Origin of the sequence: Pontibacter ramchanderi (assembly GCF_002846395.1) — a bacterium.
In the GTDB taxonomy this organism is placed as follows: domain Bacteria; phylum Bacteroidota; class Bacteroidia; order Cytophagales; family Hymenobacteraceae; genus Pontibacter; species Pontibacter ramchanderi.
This window is the reverse complement of sequence record NZ_PJMU01000005.1, coordinates 18,554-36,060: the sequence shown is the minus strand read 5'-3', so window position 1 is coordinate 36,060 and position 17,507 is coordinate 18,554. Positions and strand designations below refer to the sequence as shown.

Below are 17,507 nucleotides of genomic sequence, written 5' to 3'. Positions count from 1 at the left end.
TATAAAACATGAGAAAACGAATTGTTGCCGGCAACTGGAAAATGAACAAGACCTACGAGGAGGCGCTGTCGCTGGTATCGGAGATCGATAACATGGTGAAAGACGAGGTAAACGGCGATGTGACCGTGATTGTGGCACCACCTTTTCCGTTCCTGCAGAGCGTGGGCAAATTAACCCAAGGCAACGACCTGATGCACCTGGCGGCCCAGAACGTGAGCGAGCACGACAGCGGCGCCTATACCGGTGAGGTGTCGGCCAGCATGCTCAAGTCGGTGGGAGTGCAGTACGTGATCATCGGCCACAGCGAGCGCCGCATGTACCATCACGAAGACGCGCAGGCGCTTTATAAAAAACTGAAAGCAACGATTGCACAGGGCATGACCCCAATCTTCTGCTGCGGTGAGCCCCTGGAGGAGCGCGACGCCGACCGCCACTTCGAATACGTGGGCAAGCAACTGCACGACAGCCTCTCATACCTGAGCAACGAGGAATTTGATAAGGTGGTGATCGCTTACGAGCCGATCTGGGCCATTGGCACGGGCCGCACTGCCAGCAGCCAGCAGGCACAGGAAATGCACGCTTACATCCGAGAGCAGCTTTCGCGCATGTTTGATGCCGAGGCGGCATTCAACTGCTCCATCCTGTACGGAGGCAGCTGCAACCCGGGCAATGCAAAAGAATTGTTCGCGCAACCCGATGTGGACGGTGGCCTGATCGGAGGGGCCTCACTCAAATCACGCGACTTTACCGACATTATCAAATCATTCTGATAATCAAATAACACAGGAAAAAAGGCTGTTCACTATATAGTGAGCAGCCTTTTTTATTGCAGATATAGTTATATTTGGCTAAATTATCTTTTATGATTCTAATGATATCCTTTTGGTTGTCGATGCTCCCATACCTGGCAGCGCCTCAGCCAGCAGCCAACGCCCCTGTAACTGTATCAAATAACGATATTTGTCGCATTTACGGGTCTGTATACCTGGAGCGCGACCCCAAGTACAAGAACACCGCTGCCTACACGGTATACCTGGGCGATGACGAAGCCTTTGCCTCGATGGTGGTGTACCGCGAGAACAACAAACTCTTTGCCGACGGCACGGCCATCTGGCACATTACCAACAAAAAAGCCTTCGCCGACCACGTGCTGTACGTGACCGATAACCGGAATTTTGCTGATTTTACTGTACATTTTACCAACGTGCGCTCCTACGCAGCGTGCCGCCCTTAACATACGCGCATGGATTTTATAGAAGTAGCCCTGAAAGTAAGCCCCGATTTTGCCGACATCTTCACAGCCGAAATGGGCGAGTTGGGATTCGACGCCTTTGTAGAAACCGAGGTGGGCTTTAACGCATACATCGACGAAGACAAGTTCGACCAGCACGAGCTGAATAACATGATCGCCCGCTACGCTGGGTATACGACCGTGGAGTACCAGGTAAAGAAGATTGAGCGCCAAAACTGGAATGAAGAGTGGGAACGCAACTTCGAACCGCTCTTCATTGGCGGGCAGGTGTCTGTGCGGGCCTCGTTCCACGAGAAACCAGCCGAGGCAAAGTACGACATCGTCATCAATCCGAAAATGTCGTTCGGTACGGGCCACCACGAGACCACCACGCTCATGATCGAGAACCAGCTAACACTGGACCACCAGGGCAAGCGCGTGCTGGACATGGGCTGCGGCACAGGTATACTGGCAATAATGGCCGGAGAGTTGGGCGCTGCGGAGATCGTAGCCGTAGAAATAGAGGACTGGACCGTGGAGAATGCTCGCGAGAACGCCATAGAAAACGGCTACCCAAGTATAGATGTAAGGCTTGGCGGCGCCGAGGCCATTGCCGGAGACCAACCTTATGACATCATTCTGGCCAACATCAACCGCAACGTGCTGCTCGACGACATGCCTGCCTACGTGGCGGTGCTGAAGCCGGAGGGCACCCTGCTGCTGAGCGGTTTCTATACCGAGGACCTGCCTGCGCTACAGCAACGGGCAACTGAACTGGGCCTTACCTACGTGTCGCACCGCACCAAGAACAACTGGGTGTCCGCTATTTTTAAGAACAGCTAATCTAAAATCTCCCAACCTATGAAATATAAACTTCTACCCTTTTTGTTTTTTCTGGCGGTGTTTGCAGCGCAGGCCCAGACCAAGCTGGCGACCGACCCGGCGCAGTACATCATCGATGCCAAAAACATGCTGGTAACCGGCAAGGCCAAAGATGCCGAGGCGCTTGGCGCTGCACTGGAGAGCGTGTGGGGCAACCAACGGCTGTCCGACAAGCAAAAGCAGCAGGTGATCGACATTTCGCAGCTGATGTACCGCAAAAAGATGCGCGTCAATCCGCATTACGAGAACTTCTACCAAATGCTGGTAGGCGCTGTGAACCACCACAACATGCGTGGCGCCCAAATTGACAACATGCTGGAGGTAGTGGCCAAAGCAGTGCAGCAGGACGAAGGCGCGGCCCTTGACCGCTTCTTCCAGACCAGCAGCAGCTACCTAAGCACCGGTGTTCTGTACCAGAACAAGCAGTATACCTTGCGCACCGTGGGAGGCACCGTGAGTTTTGCCTACGAGGGCAAGGCCGCTCCGAAAGAAAAGGAGAAGTCAGCCGAGGTAAGCGATTGGGATAGTTTTTCGTGGGACGATGAGGTGACAGGCGAGAGCAGCGAGGCCACCGCCGACGACTGGGGTGATTCCTGGGATACACCCAAGCCAGCAGCAGCCAAAAAAGTAGACCCGAAGGTGGCGGAGAAAAAGCGCCGCGACGACTTCAAAAAGATGTTTATACCTGCCCAGCCACAAGTAAACGGCCCGGTGCTGAAACTGGAGAACGTGAGCCTGAGCTTTGCCACCATACACGACTCCACGACCATTATGAAAACCAGCGGACACCTGATGCTGGCGAGCAATCTGTTCGTGGGTGAAGGCGGATCATTTGCGTGGGAGGCGGACGGAAAGCCGGTTTCGGCAACATTCAAGGGCTATAACTTCGACATCACGGCCGCTGCTTTTAAAGTGCCGGAAGCCACCATCACCTACAATGCGGTACTCGATGCTCCCATCGAGGGCGTGTTTGAGTTCAGAAGCACGAAAGCCGGCACCAACGGCGAAAAATCGTACCCGCGTTTTGCGTCTTACACCAACGATGCCAAAGTGAAAAGCCTGGGCAAGGACATTGTGTATACCGGTGGCTTCACGCTGGCCGGCAACCTGATCGGTAGTAAGCCGCTTGATGGCAGCATATCGGCGCTGGCCGTTCTGGAAGACGGAAAGAAGAAGTTCCGGTCGATGGCACACAACTATAACCTCAACGACTCGATTATATTTGCCAATAGAGCTTACGTAGCCATTTACCAGAACCAGCGTCGGGATTCGCTCACGCACCCGGCCATGCATTTACGCTACTCCAAGCCTACCCGCGAACTGGTACTGACCCGTGACAAAGGCGTATACAGCAAAACTCCATTTTACGATAGCTACCACAAGTTCGAGATCACGGCCGAGCGACTGGCCTGGAACCTGGGCACGCCGCACATCAACTTCTCGATCCTGAACACCAAGACGCTTATACCTGTGCAGCTTGAGTCGGCGCAGTATTTCTCGAACATGCGCTTTCAACAGTTGGTTGGTGTGGCTAGTTTCCACCCTTTGCAAGTGCTGGTGTCGTATGCGGCCAAAACCAAAACCAACGACTTTTACGCTTTTGATGTAGCCAAAGCATCGAAACTAAGTGAAAAAGCGGTACGCGAAGCCGCCATCGGGCTCGCCCGCGAAGGATACCTGACCTACGACGGTCAGTCTAACTTCATTTCCCTGAAGCCCAAAGCCTGGCACTATGTGGGCTCCGCGCAAAACCTGAGCGATTATGACCACCTGGTAATCAAGTCGGTGGTGCCGTCGGGCCGCAACGCCACCCTCAACCTGAACAGCAACCGCCTGACGGTGCGTGGTGTGGAGAAGATGGCCTTCAACAACGACTCCTCTACTGTATATGCCGTGCCCGACAGCAACATAGTGCACCTGCTCGATAACCGCAACATGGAGTTTGGGGGCAGACTGTACGCTGGCCGCCTCAATTTCAGGGGCTCACAGTTCAAATTCGATTACAACGAGTTCATGATCGATATGCAGAAACTGGACACGGTGGCATTTGTAACGAAAAAGCGCCGTGCAGTCGGTAAGAAGAAAGAGCTTGAACAGGTAATGACCAGCCGTTCAGGCAAAATGTCGGGCAAACTTTACATTAACAAGCCAAACAACAAGTCGGGCCGCAAGCACTACCCGGAGTATCCGAAATTCGACTCGCCAATGGGTGGGCAGGTAGCCTTTGCCAGACCCGACGTGCTGGCCGGTGCCTACGACAGCACCGTTTACTTCGACATCCCGTCTTACAAGCTCGACAGTTTGAGCAAAGGCAAAAGCATGATCGGCTTTAGTGGGACTTTCCATTCCGGCAACATTTTCCCGCCGATCAAAACGAAGCTGACCATGATGCCGGACGAGACGCTCGGTTTCTATTACCAACCCGGGCCTAACGGTCTGCCGGCATTTGGAGGCAAAGGTATAGCCTACGACACCATTATGATGAGCTCCGAAGGTATACAGAGCCGGGGAACGCTCAAATACCTAACCTCGACTTTTGAGGCACCCGAGTATACTTACTACCTCGATAAAGTAGTGACCCAAAAAGGCAGCAGCGCGAAGATGGAGCCCGGAGGCGGCGTTGCCAACTTCCCGGTAGCAAGCATAGGGCACTATGAAATGGTTTGGGCGCCAAAGCAGGATACCATGTATGTAATGGTGGCTGCTGAGAACCCGATGAAGATCTACAAAGAGGAGTTTAAATTTACGGGAACGGCCAAACTGTCGCCGGGAGGCCTGTACGGTGAAGGCGAACTGGACAACCCCGATGCCAACATTGTATCGCAGAAGCTCTCGTTCAGAGGGCGTAACTTGTCGGGCAACAATGCGCAGATGATCGTGAAGTCGGATGTGGCGGGCAAACCGGCCATGAAAGCAACGGATATGGCCATCAGTTACGACCTGGACAAGCGCTTTGTGGAGTTCGGCAGTGAGCAGAAAGGTATAGCTAGCATCGAGTTCCCGCAGGCGCAGTACAAAACGTCGATGAGCCGGGCCACCTGGGACATGAAGCAGCAGAAAGTAAGCCTGGCCGCTGACGATGCAGCTGGCAAGAACTACTTCTACTCGCAGCATCCGGAGCAGGAGGGGCTCTACTTCAGTGCCGCTACAGGTGAGTACGATCTGAAAGTAAATTCTATCCTGGCGGGCGGTGTGCCTTTTATACCTGTAGGCGATGTACACATCGTACCTGACAGCGGCAAGGTGGCTGTAGCGGCGGGCGCCACCATCACGACCCTGCGCAACGCCCGCGTTATGGCCGACTCCCTGCAGCAGTTCCACAAGCTGTATGCCGGTAATATCAATGTGCTCTCACGAAACGCTTTCAGTGGCACCGCGATGCACGATTACCAGAATGCCGCCTCCGATTCGTTTAAGCTGCAGTTTGCGGACTTTGTGTACAAGCAGCACCAACTGAAGAAAAAATCCAGCATCAACACGACCTATGCACAGGCCTTGGTGCGCGAGACGGATAACTTCTATATCTTCCCGCATATCCGCTACAGAGGCAACGTGACCATGTACTCTTATCGTCCGCACATGGATTTCGACGGTGACCTAAAGCTGAACTTCACCGGAAACGAAGAGGACTCCGACTGGTTCCCGTTCAAGCGCGACTCGCTGAACCCGGACAACGTGCGCATCCCAATCATGAAGCAGAAAGCCCCCGATGGGAACCAGCTATACACTGGCTTGCACCTGTCGCGCGGAACCTTTAAGCCTTACAACACCTTCGTTTCGAAAAAGCAGTACGAAGACGACCTCGATATCTTTACGGTGAGCGGCGACCTGTCTTACGACAAAGAGAAGAGCGAATTCAAGATCACAGATGCCGCCCGTTCGGCCGCCGGGTCTTATGAGGGCAACGAGCTGCGCTACAATGAGGGCTCTAAAACAGTGGCTTTCGAAGGCAAGCTAAACCTGGTGAACTCCATGAAAGACTTCGGGATAGAGTCGGCCGGTACAGGTATAGCCAAAACCGACAGCGGCTACTATGCCATTGATGCCCTCATGGCCTTTGACATGAACATGCACAGCTCTGTTATAGCGGCGCTAGGAAAAAAGCTGAACGAAACAGCCATTCGTGGAGGGGGTGACCAGGGCGGTGATGAGGCAATGACGTATAAGCTGGCCAACATCATCGGCAGCCGCGACGCGCAGCGCTACCAGGGGGGTGCCATTACATTACCAAAACTGTCTAACAAGCTGGTGCGCAGCATGGTGTTCGATAACGTGGACCTGCGCTGGTCTAACAAGACCAATGCCTGGTACAGCGTGGGTAAGCTGGGTTTATCGAATGTGATGAAAGAGGAGATCGGGGCATACATGGACGGCTTTATGGAAATAAAGCAGGATCTGAACGGCGAACCGGTGGTGAACCTATACCTGCAGGCCGATCCGTATACCTGGGTGTTCCTGAACTATATGGAAAATGGGCTGGTAGTCGTTTCTTCAGACGCTGACCTGAACAAGGCCATCCGCTCGAAAGCCAGCGGCGGGCGCTCCCGCAAGTACGGTATGTACATGGGAGAGAGCATCGACAAGAACCGTTTTGTTGATCAGTTTAAGCACGACTACCTGGGCGGCAAAGACGCCTTTAAAGTAGCCACTCAACCACCTGTGGCAGAGCAGGGTGGCTTTAATGTTGCGGAGGACGAAGAAGAGGACACGAAAAAGAAAAAGAAGAAGAAAAAAGGAAATACCGAAGAGGAAGAAGGCTGGCAATAACCGATAACTGCCTCCCGGACGTATAGGGAAAGATATTTCTCTTTTGGATATTGAATTAACTAGTACCTATATTTGGGTTCTTTTCAAAAAATATACAAGCTGACTGCACTTAATTTTGTTAAGTGCAGTTAATGCAACAAAAGCTGACACACGCGTCATGAACATACTTTTAATTGCCGCTTTATTTTTAGTAGCATACCTGATCGGTTCTATCTGCACCGCCGTTTGGATCGGCAAAGCCTACTACGGAATTGACATTCGCCAGCATGGCAGTGGCAACTCCGGCGCAACCAATACATTTCGGGTGCTGGGCAAAAAGCCGGGCACCATTGTGATGCTGATCGACATCTTTAAGGGCTGGGTGGCCACTTCGCTGGCAGCCTTGCTGGTGATCTTTAATGCCATACCCGCCGATGATCTGATCTTCTATCAACTGGCAATGGGTGCACTGGCCGTGGTAGGGCATATTTTTCCGGTATACGAGCGCTTTAAGGGCGGAAAAGGCGTGGCAACGCTGCTAGGCATGATGCTGGCCATACACCTGGAAGTAGCCCTGATGTGTATGATCATTTTTGTGATCGTGCTCTTTACCTCCAAGTATGTGTCGCTGGGTTCTATGATAGCCGCGCTGGCCTTCCCGATCCTGCTGCTGCTGCCACGCTTCCATCCGGACAACCCGATCCTGATCATCTTTGGATTCATCGTGTTCGCTGTGGTGGTACTGACGCACCGCAAGAACATCAACCGACTCATAAATGGCGAAGAGAGCAAAGCCAACATTAAGCTGGGGCTCCGGAAATAGGTATAGCTACTTCTAGGTATTAGCATTCTAAAAGCCACTCTTTCCGAAGGGTGGCTTTTTTCGTACCTTTAAGGCAAGACATTTATCTAGACTATGAACCAATATATTGCTGACAACAAAGACCGATTTATAAACGAGCTGCTGGACATGCTGCGCATCCCTTCTGTAAGCGCCGACCCGAAGTTTAAGCAGGATGTACTGCGCACCGCCGAGTTTGTGGCCCAGAAGCTGCGCGACGCCGGAGCCGATAACGTAGAGCTTTGCGAGACCGCCGGCTACCCGATTGTATACGGCGAGAAAGTGGTAGACCCTAGCCTGCCTACCGTGCTGGTGTACGGCCATTACGATGTGCAGCCCGCCGACCCATACGAACTGTGGCATTCGCCTCCGTTTGAGCCCGTGATAAAAGACGGCAAGATATACGCCCGCGGTGCCTGCGACGACAAAGGCCAGATGTACATGCACGTGAAGGCCTTTGAAGTGATGATGCAGAACGACGCGCTTACCTGCAACGTGAAGTTCATGATCGAGGGCGAAGAGGAAGTAGGCTCTGCTAACCTGGCCACTTTCGTGAAAAACAACAAAGAGAAACTGCAGGCCGATGTGATCCTGATCTCGGACACAGGTATGCTGGGCAACGACACGCCATCTATTACGACTGGTTTGCGCGGCATGAGCTACGTGGAGGTGGAGGTGACCGGCCCGAACCGCGACCTTCACTCTGGTTTGTACGGTGGTGCGGTAGCAAACCCAATCAACATCCTGTGCCAGATGATCGCTGCCATGCACGACGAGAACAACCACATCACCATACCTGGCTTCTACGACAACGTGCAGGAGCTGAGCCAGGAGGAGCGCGCTGAGATGGCCCGCGCCCCTTTCAGCCTAGACAAGTATAAGCAGGCCCTCGACCTGCCGGATGTGCACGGTGAGGAAGGCTATGTGACCATGGAACGCAATTCCATCCGCCCGACGCTGGATGTGAATGGTATCTGGGGGGGCTATACCGGCGAAGGAGCTAAAACGGTCATCCCATCGCAGGCCTTCGCTAAAATATCGATGCGCCTGGTGCCGAACCAGACTTCCGAGGAGATCACAGAGAAGTTCAAGAACTATTTTGAGAGCATTGCGCCGAAGAGCGTGAAAGTAGTAGTGAAGCCGCACCACGGCGGTGAGCCAGTGGTAACACCAACCGACTCGATTGCCTACCAGGCGGCTGCCAAAGCCTACGAAGAGACCTTTGGCGTAAAGCCAGTGCCGGTGCGCAGTGGTGGCTCTATTCCAATTGTAGCCATGTTTAAGTCAGAGCTCGGTTTGGATTCGGTGCTGATGGGCTTTGGCCTGGATACCGATGCGATCCACTCACCGAACGAACACTTCGGTGTCTTCAACTTTATGAAAGGTATAGAGACGATCCCGCAGTTTTATAAGTACTATGCTGAGATGAGCAAATAAGCATCTTCTCCAAAAGCGAGCAGCCCTGTTACTCAACTGGAGTAGCAGGGCTGCTTTGTTTTAGGTATAGCACCCCAAGGTATAGCCGTTTGCCTTACCAGTTGCCGGGCCGGCGGGCGGGCATCAGGAAGCCAATGGAAAGCTGCCAGACCAGGTTGCGCTGGGTCAAGTCTTGTTTAGGAAAAGGGCGAAGGCTGCCGGTGTGTCGCAGGTTCAGAAAGAAACCGCTTTCGAGCATCAAACCTGCGCCCACCGCATAGCCAGCATCAAAGCTGTTGAAATCATCTCTGTCGATATCTTCTCGTCCAATTACGGGTGGCGGGTCTGTCCTGGGGTCCAGGTCGATGATGTTAACCTTGTTGCCGACATTTAAAAGGTAGCCCATATAAGGCCCTGCTTCAACAAACAAAGCAGCCTTTTGTAGTTTAACCATAAGCGGGAGCTCAATGTAATCGAGGCGAAGGTCTCCTGCAAGGGCTGTTTCAGGAGGCATATTCAAGGTATAGTTGTCGTAGGTGAAGCCTTTGCGGCTGTAGTGCAACTCCGGTTGCACCGAGAGGCGGGAGGCGAACTCGTAAGCAAACACAAAGCCACCGTGCATGCCTGCCAGGTGGTTGATCTGGTCAGAGGGTGCATCGGAGCCGGCAGCTTTGGAGAAGCCGCCACCGACTTTCACGCCGTAGCGGTAATACTGGGCTTCCGCTGCGTACTGGATGGCAAACAGCAGCGCCAGAAGAGGTATAATCTTTTTCATAATTGCAGGTTTTTACACGAGGCAGGCCTAAGCCTTTGCTTCATTGTACTCCAGACGGCTGCATTTAGTTAAGCGCAAGGTATAGTGGGCAGGGTCAGAAATAAAAAAAGCCGCCAGGCGCTAAGCACCTGGCGGCTTTTTTATAACGTTATATGATTAACGGCCCGTTGGCAGAGCCAAACCTACTGTCACCATAAAGATGGAGTGACGGGCATTGGTCAGGTCACCGTCAAAATTTAAGTCTTCTTTCACAAAGTCGCTGAAGGCACCATTATAGCGCACACCGAAACTGATGGCATTGTTAGCAGAAGTAAAACCGATACCAGCTGCATACCCCACCTCAAACTCTTTCAGACCATCTTTGCTATTCTCATCGCGAGAAGTATTCTGTAACTGGCCGTTCAGATAAGATTTGGTCTCGTTGTTAATGCTAACAAGGTAAGATGCTTGGGGACCAGCCTCAAAATACAAAGGTCCTGCTTTAACTCTGGCAAGCACCGGCAGGTCGATGTAATTATAATTTACTTTGCCCTCTCTTCTCCAGTTTTGGCCCAGTAGCGTAAAGTCAGAGTCTTCGTTCTTAAAACCCTTTACAGAGTAAAGCAACTCAGGCTGTATCGAGAAGAAATCATCTACAATGCCGAAGTTCGCCATGATGCCGGCATGAAATCCGACTTTGTTCTCGAAGCGGTCTTCATCGCGCAGATCGCCTGACAGGTTAGAGATATTCGCACCGCCTCTTATACCGAAGCTGGCGTTTTGTGCCTGCGCACCAAATGCAGTAGCAACTGCAAACACGAACATAAATAATAGCTTTTTCATAATTAGGTAATAGTTGTTTGGGTTTGATCTGAGCAATATACGTGCAGAACTATATTTTTATTGAGTATATAAGCCTGGTATTTTCACTGAGAATACTATATCTGGTTGATAGTCAGATTTATAATTTTTAATCAATTGCACTATATTTTTTGGTAACAATAAGCAACAGTTATGTTGACACTGACAGTTGTGCTGTTTTTTTACAGCAGCCGGGCGATACTTTTTTGTGAACAGCTGGCGGCTGGATTTGCTACAAGAGTCAGCGGAAGGGAACAGCAGGTATAGCGGTTATACCTGAAAAAGCCCCGGCATAGACCGGGGCTTTGGTATAATAGTTTTATTCTGTACTAATGGTACGTTTATCTGCTGCCGAACATATAGCCCAGGGTCAGCATGAATACGTCATTACGATAATTAGGGGCATTAGAGTTGTCATACAGTTTGGAAATATCTCCGTTGTAACGTACCCCTACGCTCAGGCCGAGCGGAGTGGCCTGCAAGCCCACACCTGCTGCGTAACCAAGACCAGTTCGCTTAACATCATCAGTCGGTGGCGCAGTTCCTTCTCTGTCATCACTGATCTTTACTGATAGCTGCGGGCCAGCTTCAAAGTACAGCGGACCAGCATTAACCCGGCCTAAAACAGGAACGTCCAGGTAATTCACTTTCACTTTCCATGTGTTTCCGTCATTCTCGGCACCCTTCATCGAGTAAAGCAATTCTGGCTGAATTGAAAAAAAGTTATCAGCTGACAGTGGGAAGTTAGCTGTTAAGCCAGCATGCCCGCCCCAAATGCGATCAAAGTTATCAGCATCGGAGCCACCAAAGCCAGCATAGTTCACGCCAGCCCTAATGCCAAGTCGTGGGCCCTGCGCATGTGCGGCAACCACTGTGGTCATGGCTAATACGAACATTAAAATTCTTTTCTTCATAGTAGTAAATGGTTATAGGGTTAAGTGTATGATCGCCAGAACCAGTCTTCTTCTATTTTAAGATCCTGACGTCCCATATTACGCAGGCCCCCAAGAAAAGTCTAAAAAAGCTAGTGGTTTTAAGTAAAGGATGATGCAATTGAAAAAGCAGATTAAAATGGCGTTAAAAAGAAAAGTTCAACACCTTTTGTTAATGTTGAACTTTGTAAGATGTTGGTATATAGCTATTTGTGATAAGCTTTATGTTAGCCTGCCCAACCGTCTCTGTCGAGGCTTCGGTACTGGATGGCTTCTGCTAAATGTTCAATTTTAATTTCCTCGTTATCAGCCAGATCGGCAATAGTTCGGCTTACTTTCAGGATACGGTCATAAGCGCGGGCCGACAGGCCGAGTCGCTCCATAGCGGTCTTCAGCAGGGTGCGGCCGGCATCTGAGATCTGACAGATTTCCTTTACCATCTGTGAAGGCATCATGGCGTTGGAGTGAATGTTGTCAAAATTGTTGAACCGTTCACGCTGTATCTCTCGCGCCCGCACCACACGCTCACGTATAGTCCCGCTATCCTCCGACTTTCGGGTGGCTGTCATTTCATCGAACGTTACGGGAGTAACCTCCACGTGCAGGTCGATGCGATCAAGTAAAGGTCCGCTTACCTTGTTCAGGTAGCGCTGCACCAGGCCGGGGGCGCAAACACATTCTTTCTCAGGGTGATTATAGAATCCGCAGGGGCATGGGTTCATGCTGGCAATGAGCATAAAATTGGCCGGGAAATCCAGTGTCGTTTTTGCTCTGGAGATGGTCACGCGTCGCTCTTCCAGCGGCTGGCGCATCACCTCCAGTGCTGTGCGCTTAAACTCTGGCAATTCATCCAAAAACAAGACGCCATTATGTGCCAGCGAGATCTCGCCCGGCTGCGGTATGCCGCCACCCCCAACGAGTGCTACATCTGATATGGTGTGATGCGGTGCCCGGTACGGCCGCGTAGAAAGCAGCGACGACACCTCGCCCAGTTTGCCGGCCACTGAATGTATTTTGGTTGTTTCCAGCGCCTCGTGCATCGAAAGCGGCGGAAGGATAGAAGGCAGGCGCTTGGCGAGCATGGTCTTGCCCGCTCCCGGTGGGCCGATCATAATCACGTTATGGCCGCCTGCCGCAGCTATTTCGAGGGCTCGCTTTATATTTTCCTGCCCCTGCACATCCGAAAAGTCGGCAGCGTATTGGTTAGCTGTGCTTTGGAACACATCGCGGGTATCTACTTTAACAGGCTGAATGTCGAGTTCATCGTTCAGGAAATCGATCGCCTCTTTGATGTTTTCCACCCCGATCACTTCCAGGTTATTCACGATAGCGGCTTCGTTGGCATTGCGGGCTGGCAAAATAATGCCTTTGAACCCTTCCTTGCGCGCCTGGATGGCAATAGGAAGCACCCCTTTGATAGGGCGAAGCGAACCATCAAGCGAGAGCTCCCCCATGATCATGTAGTGCGATAACTTATCAGCAGCCATTTGGCCTCCGGCAGCCAGCATGCCCATCGCAATGGTGAGGTCGTAGGCGGCGCCTTCTTTCCGGATGTCGGCGGGTGCCATGTTGATGATGGTTTTCTGGCGTTTTAGCCTGTAGCCGTACTGGGCCAAGGCCGATTCGATGCGTTGCTCACCCTCTTTAATGGCATTGTCGGGTAAACCTACCAGAAAGTACTTCGCGCCGGCGCTCACACTCACTTCCACGGTTACGGTATAGGCGTTCACGCCCTGCACGGCGCTGCCAAACGTCTTGATAAGCATATGGGTTAGATGTTGATCTATAAATGCGGTTTTATAAGTTAGATTCGCAACACAGCGTGCTGGTAATTGATTCCGGGGAGTGGTAGTAAATGTAGAAAAAATAAATTTATTGGAGTGATGATGGGTAGTAATGCTATAGAAGTGTTGTGGGTATAGTGGAGAGGGTTCTTTGAGTGGCCAGTGGAGTTATATATTATGGCGGGAGTGTCTGTGCTCGTGTCTGCTATGGTGGGGGCTCTGGCGCAGGTATAGGTGTTTTGTAGCTACTGCTGGAGGTATAGCTACTTGCGCTATTGCATAATTGGCTTTCCGCCTGTGCGGCGGGCACCTTCTTTTTTTCTTGACAAAAAAAGTAGGCAAAAAAGTCAAGACGCTCCAAACTCGCTGAACGCTCGAACAGTGGAGCGCCGAAAAGTGCACCTGGCCCAAGCTATTTATTTCATAGCTTCCGGGGCAAGTTAGTCTTGCTATACCTGCCAGTGGTATGTAGCAGATACAATAAAACTTATACCTGAAATGGGCAATGGCAGAGATTCCCCTCTTGAGAGGGGCAGGGGTGTGTTAATCGTGCACAGGTTTATAGAACTACAGCGCTTATACTTGTGAACTGGCAGCCGCCTAAAGCTCCCCTCCTTGGACAAGGAGGGGCAGGGGTGGTTGGACCCGGTCTAGCGAAGGAACGGCTTTAACGATGAAGCTATACCTTGAACAGCCACTAACCGAAATCCCCTCTGGGGGTAGGGGTGTGCTAAATCAGAGGCAGTGAGTAAGCACGTTAGCTACGGGGCTATACCTATAAGATGGTAAAGACAGGAAAGTCCCCCTTTGAAGGGGGCGGGGGGATGACAACCGTGTACAAATATCCTGGAAACCCGTGAGGTAGGGACTCTATATAGCGATTCAAAAAGGCCACATCTTCGTGGCTACCATTAGGCACCGCAAGGTCTTGGTGCTCCTTCGTTGGTGCAAGCTAGTGGCAGCCCAATATACATTACCCACAAAGCCGCTTCTCGATCAGGAGGATCAGGATGTGGATGACCTTAATGTGGATTTCCTGCACGCGGTCGGCGTAGCCTTGGTGCGGTACCCGTACCTCTACATCGCAGAAGGCAGCCAGTTTGCCGCCGTCCTTGCCGGTGAGGCCTACTACTGTCATGCCTTTGGCTTTGGCGGCTGCGGCTGCCTTAAGTACGTTGGCGGAGTTGCCGCTGGTACTAATGGCCAGCAAAACATCGCCTTTGTTGCCGAGTGCCTCTATGTAGCGCGAAAAAACGTGATCGTACCCGTAGTCGTTGCCCACGCAGCTCATATGGCTCACGTCGGAAATGGAAATGGCAGGGATCGCCTGGCGGTTGTCGCGGTAACGGCCTGTCAGTTCTTCGGCAAAGTGCATGGCATCGCACATGGAGCCACCGTTGCCGCACGAGAGTATTTTGCCGCCGGCCTCCACGGCATCGGCCATGGCGTTGGCGGCCCGCTCGATAGCGGCCAGGTTGTTGGGGTCGGCTATAAAGTTGTTGAGCGTCTGTTGTGCTTCCTGCAGCTCCTGAAGTACGATCTGGGTCATGTATGTTGTTAATTGCCAGCTACAGTCATCTCCATCCGGACAGATTCTTTGTAGCTGTTGCTTCTGTATTCCTGTTTGCGCTCGTACAGGTCGGCTTTTAGCTCGTTGATTTTCACCTGAGCCATGTGCCGGTCGTATTTGAGCGATGTGATGTATAGTTTGCCGATGAGCAGCTTCACCAGCATCAATCCGGCGCCAACTGCTCCGAGTGCTTTGTAGAGTGTGAGTGCCTGCTCTCCGGTTGTGATCTCAAATATGGCTTTATGGTCCAGCAAGTTTGTTAGCAAAAGTGCTATAAACATAGCGTAGCAAAAAACGACCACATCAGAGAGTGTCTTAAGTTCTTTCATGCTTTAAGGTTGGATTTTGGTGCAAAACTGTTTCGGGCTAAACTATAAAAAAATGTGAATATACCGAAATGTCAGGGCCAAAATTTAATTTAAAGCGATAGTCTATAACACAAAAGCACCAGTTGTAATTAAGGTACTAGTTGCATTTGCGTAAGTTTTGCGTACAATCCGCCCTGCTGCAACAGGTCTTCGTGACTGCCACGCTCCACAATGTGGCCTTGTTGTAATACTACAATCTCGTCGGCGTGCTGTATGGTGCTCAGGCGGTGCGCAATCACTACTGATGTTCTGTTTTTCATTAGGTTAGTCAGCGCTTCCTGCACCAGTTTCTCCGACTCGGTGTCCAGGGCCGATGTGGCCTCATCCAGAATCAGGATGGGTGGGTTTTGCAGAATTGCCCTGGCAATGCTCAGGCGTTGGCGCTGCCCGCCAGACAAGCGGCTGCCACGGTCGCCGATCAGGGTTTGGTAGCCTTCCGGCGTCTGCACGATAAATTCATGCGCGTTTGCAATCTTGGCGGCGGCAATTACTTCCTCTTCCGTCGCATCGGTCTTGTTGAAGGCGATGTTGTTGAAGATGGTATCATTGAAAAGGATCGACTCTTGTGTGACCACGCCGATCTTGTCGCGTACCGACTCCGCGGTATAATCTCGAATGTCGTGGCCATCGATGAGGATAGCACCTTTTGTCGGGTCGTAGAAGCGCGGGATCAGGTCGGCTAACGTGGACTTGCCACCGCCTGACGGACCTACCAGGGCCACTGTCATCCCTTTCTGAATGCTGAAGTTAATGTCCTGCAGCACCGTGTGGTCGCCGTACCCGAAGCTCACATCCCGGAACTTGATCTCGTGGCGGAACTCCGGCAGTACTTTTGCATTTGGTTTGTCAATTACTTGCGGTTTGGTGTCGATCACTTTCAGGATGCGGTCGCCGGACACCAGTCCGCGCTGTATGTTGCTGAAAGCCGCCGACATGGCCTTCGCTGGCACGAGCACCTGCGAGAAGAGCACAATGTAGGTGATAAATTCCTCGGCCTTCAGGTCCGATTGCTGGTTCAGTACCAGGTTGCCGCCAAACCAAAGCAGACCCGCCACTACCGTTACGCCCATAAACTCCGAGAACGGAGAGGCCAGGTCGCGCTTGTTGGCGATGGAGCGCTGCAGTTGGGCATAGCGGTCGTTCTGCTGGTTGAACTTGTCCATGATGTAAGGCTCCGCATTAAAGGCCTTGATCACCCGAATACCGCTCAGCGTCTCGTCAATGATCGTCAGGATAAAGCTCAACGATTCTTGCCCCTGCTGCGCGGCCCGCTTCAGGCGCTTGGCTATACCTGCAATGAGTATACCGGAGAGCGGAAGCAAAATTAAGGAGAAAAGCGTGAGTTTAACCGACATGGTGAAAAGCACAACAAAGAAGGCGATGATCGAAATGGGCTCGCGGATCACAACCGTCATGGTGTTGACCACGGAGTTCTCCACTTCCTGAATATCCACTGTCATGCGGGTCATCAGGTCGCCTTTTCGCTCGTTGCTGAAATAGCCTAGGTGCAGCTGCGTTACACGCTCGTAGGTAGCATGGCGAATCTTCTTCACCACATGTGCCCGTAGTGCTCCCACTACTCTTAGTGCTAGGTATTTGAAGAGGTTAGAGAGAAAAACCGAGCAGACAATGATAATACACACAAAGAGCAAAGCACCTTGACGGCCTTTCTCCAGGATTACCTGCCCGAAATGGTAATTAAAATAATCTGTGAAGTACTGAAGCGAAAGCCTGAACTCGGGTTTAGTGGTCACCATCGCGGCGGCATCGTCCGCTCCTACCGTTCCGAAAAGCACGCTGAGCAGTGGAATCAGAAGCGTAAAATTGAGCAGGCCGAAAATGATGCCCAGCACGGTATAAATAGTATAAAGCGGCACAAAGCGACTGTAGGGCTTTGCAAACTGCAGTATCCGGAGATAAGTCTTCATGTTGGTGGAGGCCAGCCTTGCTGTTGCAGGTATAGGCGGCGGTTCCGATCGCTTCCTGTAACACACAGGTTGCTTGCCGGAAGTTTTTAAGTATTAATGAATTATAATATTACAGACTGCGCAGTACCTATCGCACGCTTAGTCGCTGCAAAGATAACTAAAATGGAACAGGTATGTATAGCGGGCTTTTAAAA

Annotated in this window: 13 protein-coding genes; 6 read left to right on the top strand and 7 right to left on the bottom strand. The window is 51.7% G+C overall.

Annotated features, from left to right (window positions below):
* Positions 1-8 precede the first annotated feature (8 nt).
* The 6 genes from tpiA to BD749_RS18125 all read left to right on the top strand — a co-directional run bounded on the left by tpiA (position 9) and on the right by BD749_RS18125 (position 9,137).
* Positions 9-770 (top strand): triose-phosphate isomerase, encoded by a 762-nt coding sequence (gene tpiA / locus BD749_RS18150; RefSeq protein WP_101447159.1) that lies wholly within the window; start codon positions 9-11, stop codon positions 768-770.
* A gap of 92 nt (positions 771-862) precedes the next feature.
* Positions 863-1,234: a hypothetical protein gene (locus BD749_RS18145; protein WP_180336459.1), complete on the top strand. Its 372-nt coding sequence runs from the start codon at positions 863-865 to the stop codon at positions 1,232-1,234.
* 9 nt (positions 1,235-1,243) lie between these two features.
* Positions 1,244-2,074 (top strand): 50S ribosomal protein L11 methyltransferase, encoded by an 831-nt coding sequence (prmA, locus tag BD749_RS18140; RefSeq protein WP_101447157.1) that lies wholly within the window; start codon positions 1,244-1,246, stop codon positions 2,072-2,074.
* 18 nt (positions 2,075-2,092) lie between these two features.
* The gene (locus tag BD749_RS18135) at positions 2,093-6,880 is read left to right on the top strand and encodes a hypothetical protein (protein ID WP_101447155.1); all 4,788 of its coding nucleotides are present in this window, start codon (positions 2,093-2,095) and stop codon (positions 6,878-6,880) included.
* 157 nt (positions 6,881-7,037) lie between these two features.
* The gene (plsY, locus tag BD749_RS18130; protein ID WP_101447153.1) at positions 7,038-7,682 is read left to right on the top strand and encodes a glycerol-3-phosphate 1-O-acyltransferase PlsY; all 645 of its coding nucleotides are present in this window, start codon (positions 7,038-7,040) and stop codon (positions 7,680-7,682) included.
* 93 nt (positions 7,683-7,775) lie between these two features.
* On the top strand, positions 7,776-9,137 hold the full coding sequence (locus BD749_RS18125; protein WP_101447151.1) for a dipeptidase: 1,362 nt from the start codon (positions 7,776-7,778) through the stop codon (positions 9,135-9,137).
* A 94-nt stretch (positions 9,138-9,231) separates the two neighbouring features.
* Here BD749_RS18125 and BD749_RS18120 read toward each other — a convergent pair whose 3' ends face one another.
* The 7 genes from BD749_RS18120 to BD749_RS18090 form a co-directional block, all read right to left on the bottom strand.
* Positions 9,232-9,891, bottom strand: coding sequence for a porin family protein (locus BD749_RS18120; protein WP_101447149.1), 660 nt, complete (start codon positions 9,889-9,891; stop codon positions 9,232-9,234).
* 156 nt (positions 9,892-10,047) lie between these two features.
* Positions 10,048-10,713, bottom strand: coding sequence for a porin family protein (locus tag BD749_RS18115; protein WP_245869436.1), 666 nt, complete (start codon positions 10,711-10,713; stop codon positions 10,048-10,050).
* Positions 10,714-11,072: 359 nt separating this feature from the next.
* Positions 11,073-11,645, bottom strand: a complete 573-nt coding sequence (locus BD749_RS18110; RefSeq protein WP_245869431.1) for a porin family protein — start codon at positions 11,643-11,645, stop codon at positions 11,073-11,075.
* A gap of 245 nt (positions 11,646-11,890) precedes the next feature.
* Positions 11,891-13,429 carry a YifB family Mg chelatase-like AAA ATPase gene (locus tag BD749_RS18105; protein WP_101447145.1) on the bottom strand — a complete coding sequence of 513 codons (1,539 nt, stop codon included), beginning with the start codon at positions 13,427-13,429 and terminating at the stop codon, positions 11,891-11,893.
* Between the two features lie 991 nt (positions 13,430-14,420).
* Entirely contained in the window at positions 14,421-14,996 is a 576-nt protein-coding gene (gene lpcA, locus BD749_RS18100) for a D-sedoheptulose 7-phosphate isomerase (RefSeq protein WP_101447143.1), read from the bottom strand.
* 8 nt (positions 14,997-15,004) lie between these two features.
* Complete coding sequence (locus tag BD749_RS18095; protein WP_101447141.1) at positions 15,005-15,346, bottom strand: hypothetical protein; 342 nt, start codon at positions 15,344-15,346, stop codon at positions 15,005-15,007.
* Between the two features lie 128 nt (positions 15,347-15,474).
* On the bottom strand, positions 15,475-17,313 hold the full coding sequence (locus BD749_RS18090; protein ID WP_101447139.1) for an ABC transporter ATP-binding protein: 1,839 nt from the start codon (positions 17,311-17,313) through the stop codon (positions 15,475-15,477).
* Positions 17,314-17,507 lie beyond the last annotated feature (194 nt).

Coding starts and splice junctions, on each gene's coding strand:
- BD749_RS18110 (WP_245869431.1), bottom strand. CDS start 11,645: ATGAAGAAAAGAATTTTAATGTTCGTATTAGCCATGACCACAGTGGTT.
- BD749_RS18090 (WP_101447139.1), bottom strand. CDS start 17,313: ATGAAGACTTATCTCCGGATACTGCAGTTTGCAAAGCCCTACAGTCGC.
- BD749_RS18125 (WP_101447151.1), top strand. CDS start 7,776: ATGAACCAATATATTGCTGACAACAAAGACCGATTTATAAACGAGCTG.
- BD749_RS18120 (WP_101447149.1), bottom strand. CDS start 9,891: ATGAAAAAGATTATACCTCTTCTGGCGCTGCTGTTTGCCATCCAGTAC.
- BD749_RS18095 (WP_101447141.1), bottom strand. CDS start 15,346: ATGAAAGAACTTAAGACACTCTCTGATGTGGTCGTTTTTTGCTACGCT.
- lpcA (WP_101447143.1), bottom strand. CDS start 14,996: ATGACCCAGATCGTACTTCAGGAGCTGCAGGAAGCACAACAGACGCTC.
- prmA (WP_101447157.1), top strand. CDS start 1,244: ATGGATTTTATAGAAGTAGCCCTGAAAGTAAGCCCCGATTTTGCCGAC.
- plsY (WP_101447153.1), top strand. CDS start 7,038: ATGAACATACTTTTAATTGCCGCTTTATTTTTAGTAGCATACCTGATC.
- BD749_RS18135 (WP_101447155.1), top strand. CDS start 2,093: ATGAAATATAAACTTCTACCCTTTTTGTTTTTTCTGGCGGTGTTTGCA.
- tpiA (WP_101447159.1), top strand. CDS start 9: ATGAGAAAACGAATTGTTGCCGGCAACTGGAAAATGAACAAGACCTAC.
- BD749_RS18115 (WP_245869436.1), bottom strand. CDS start 10,713: ATGAAAAAGCTATTATTTATGTTCGTGTTTGCAGTTGCTACTGCATTT.
- BD749_RS18105 (WP_101447145.1), bottom strand. CDS start 13,429: ATGCTTATCAAGACGTTTGGCAGCGCCGTGCAGGGCGTGAACGCCTAT.
- BD749_RS18145 (WP_180336459.1), top strand. CDS start 863: ATGATTCTAATGATATCCTTTTGGTTGTCGATGCTCCCATACCTGGCA.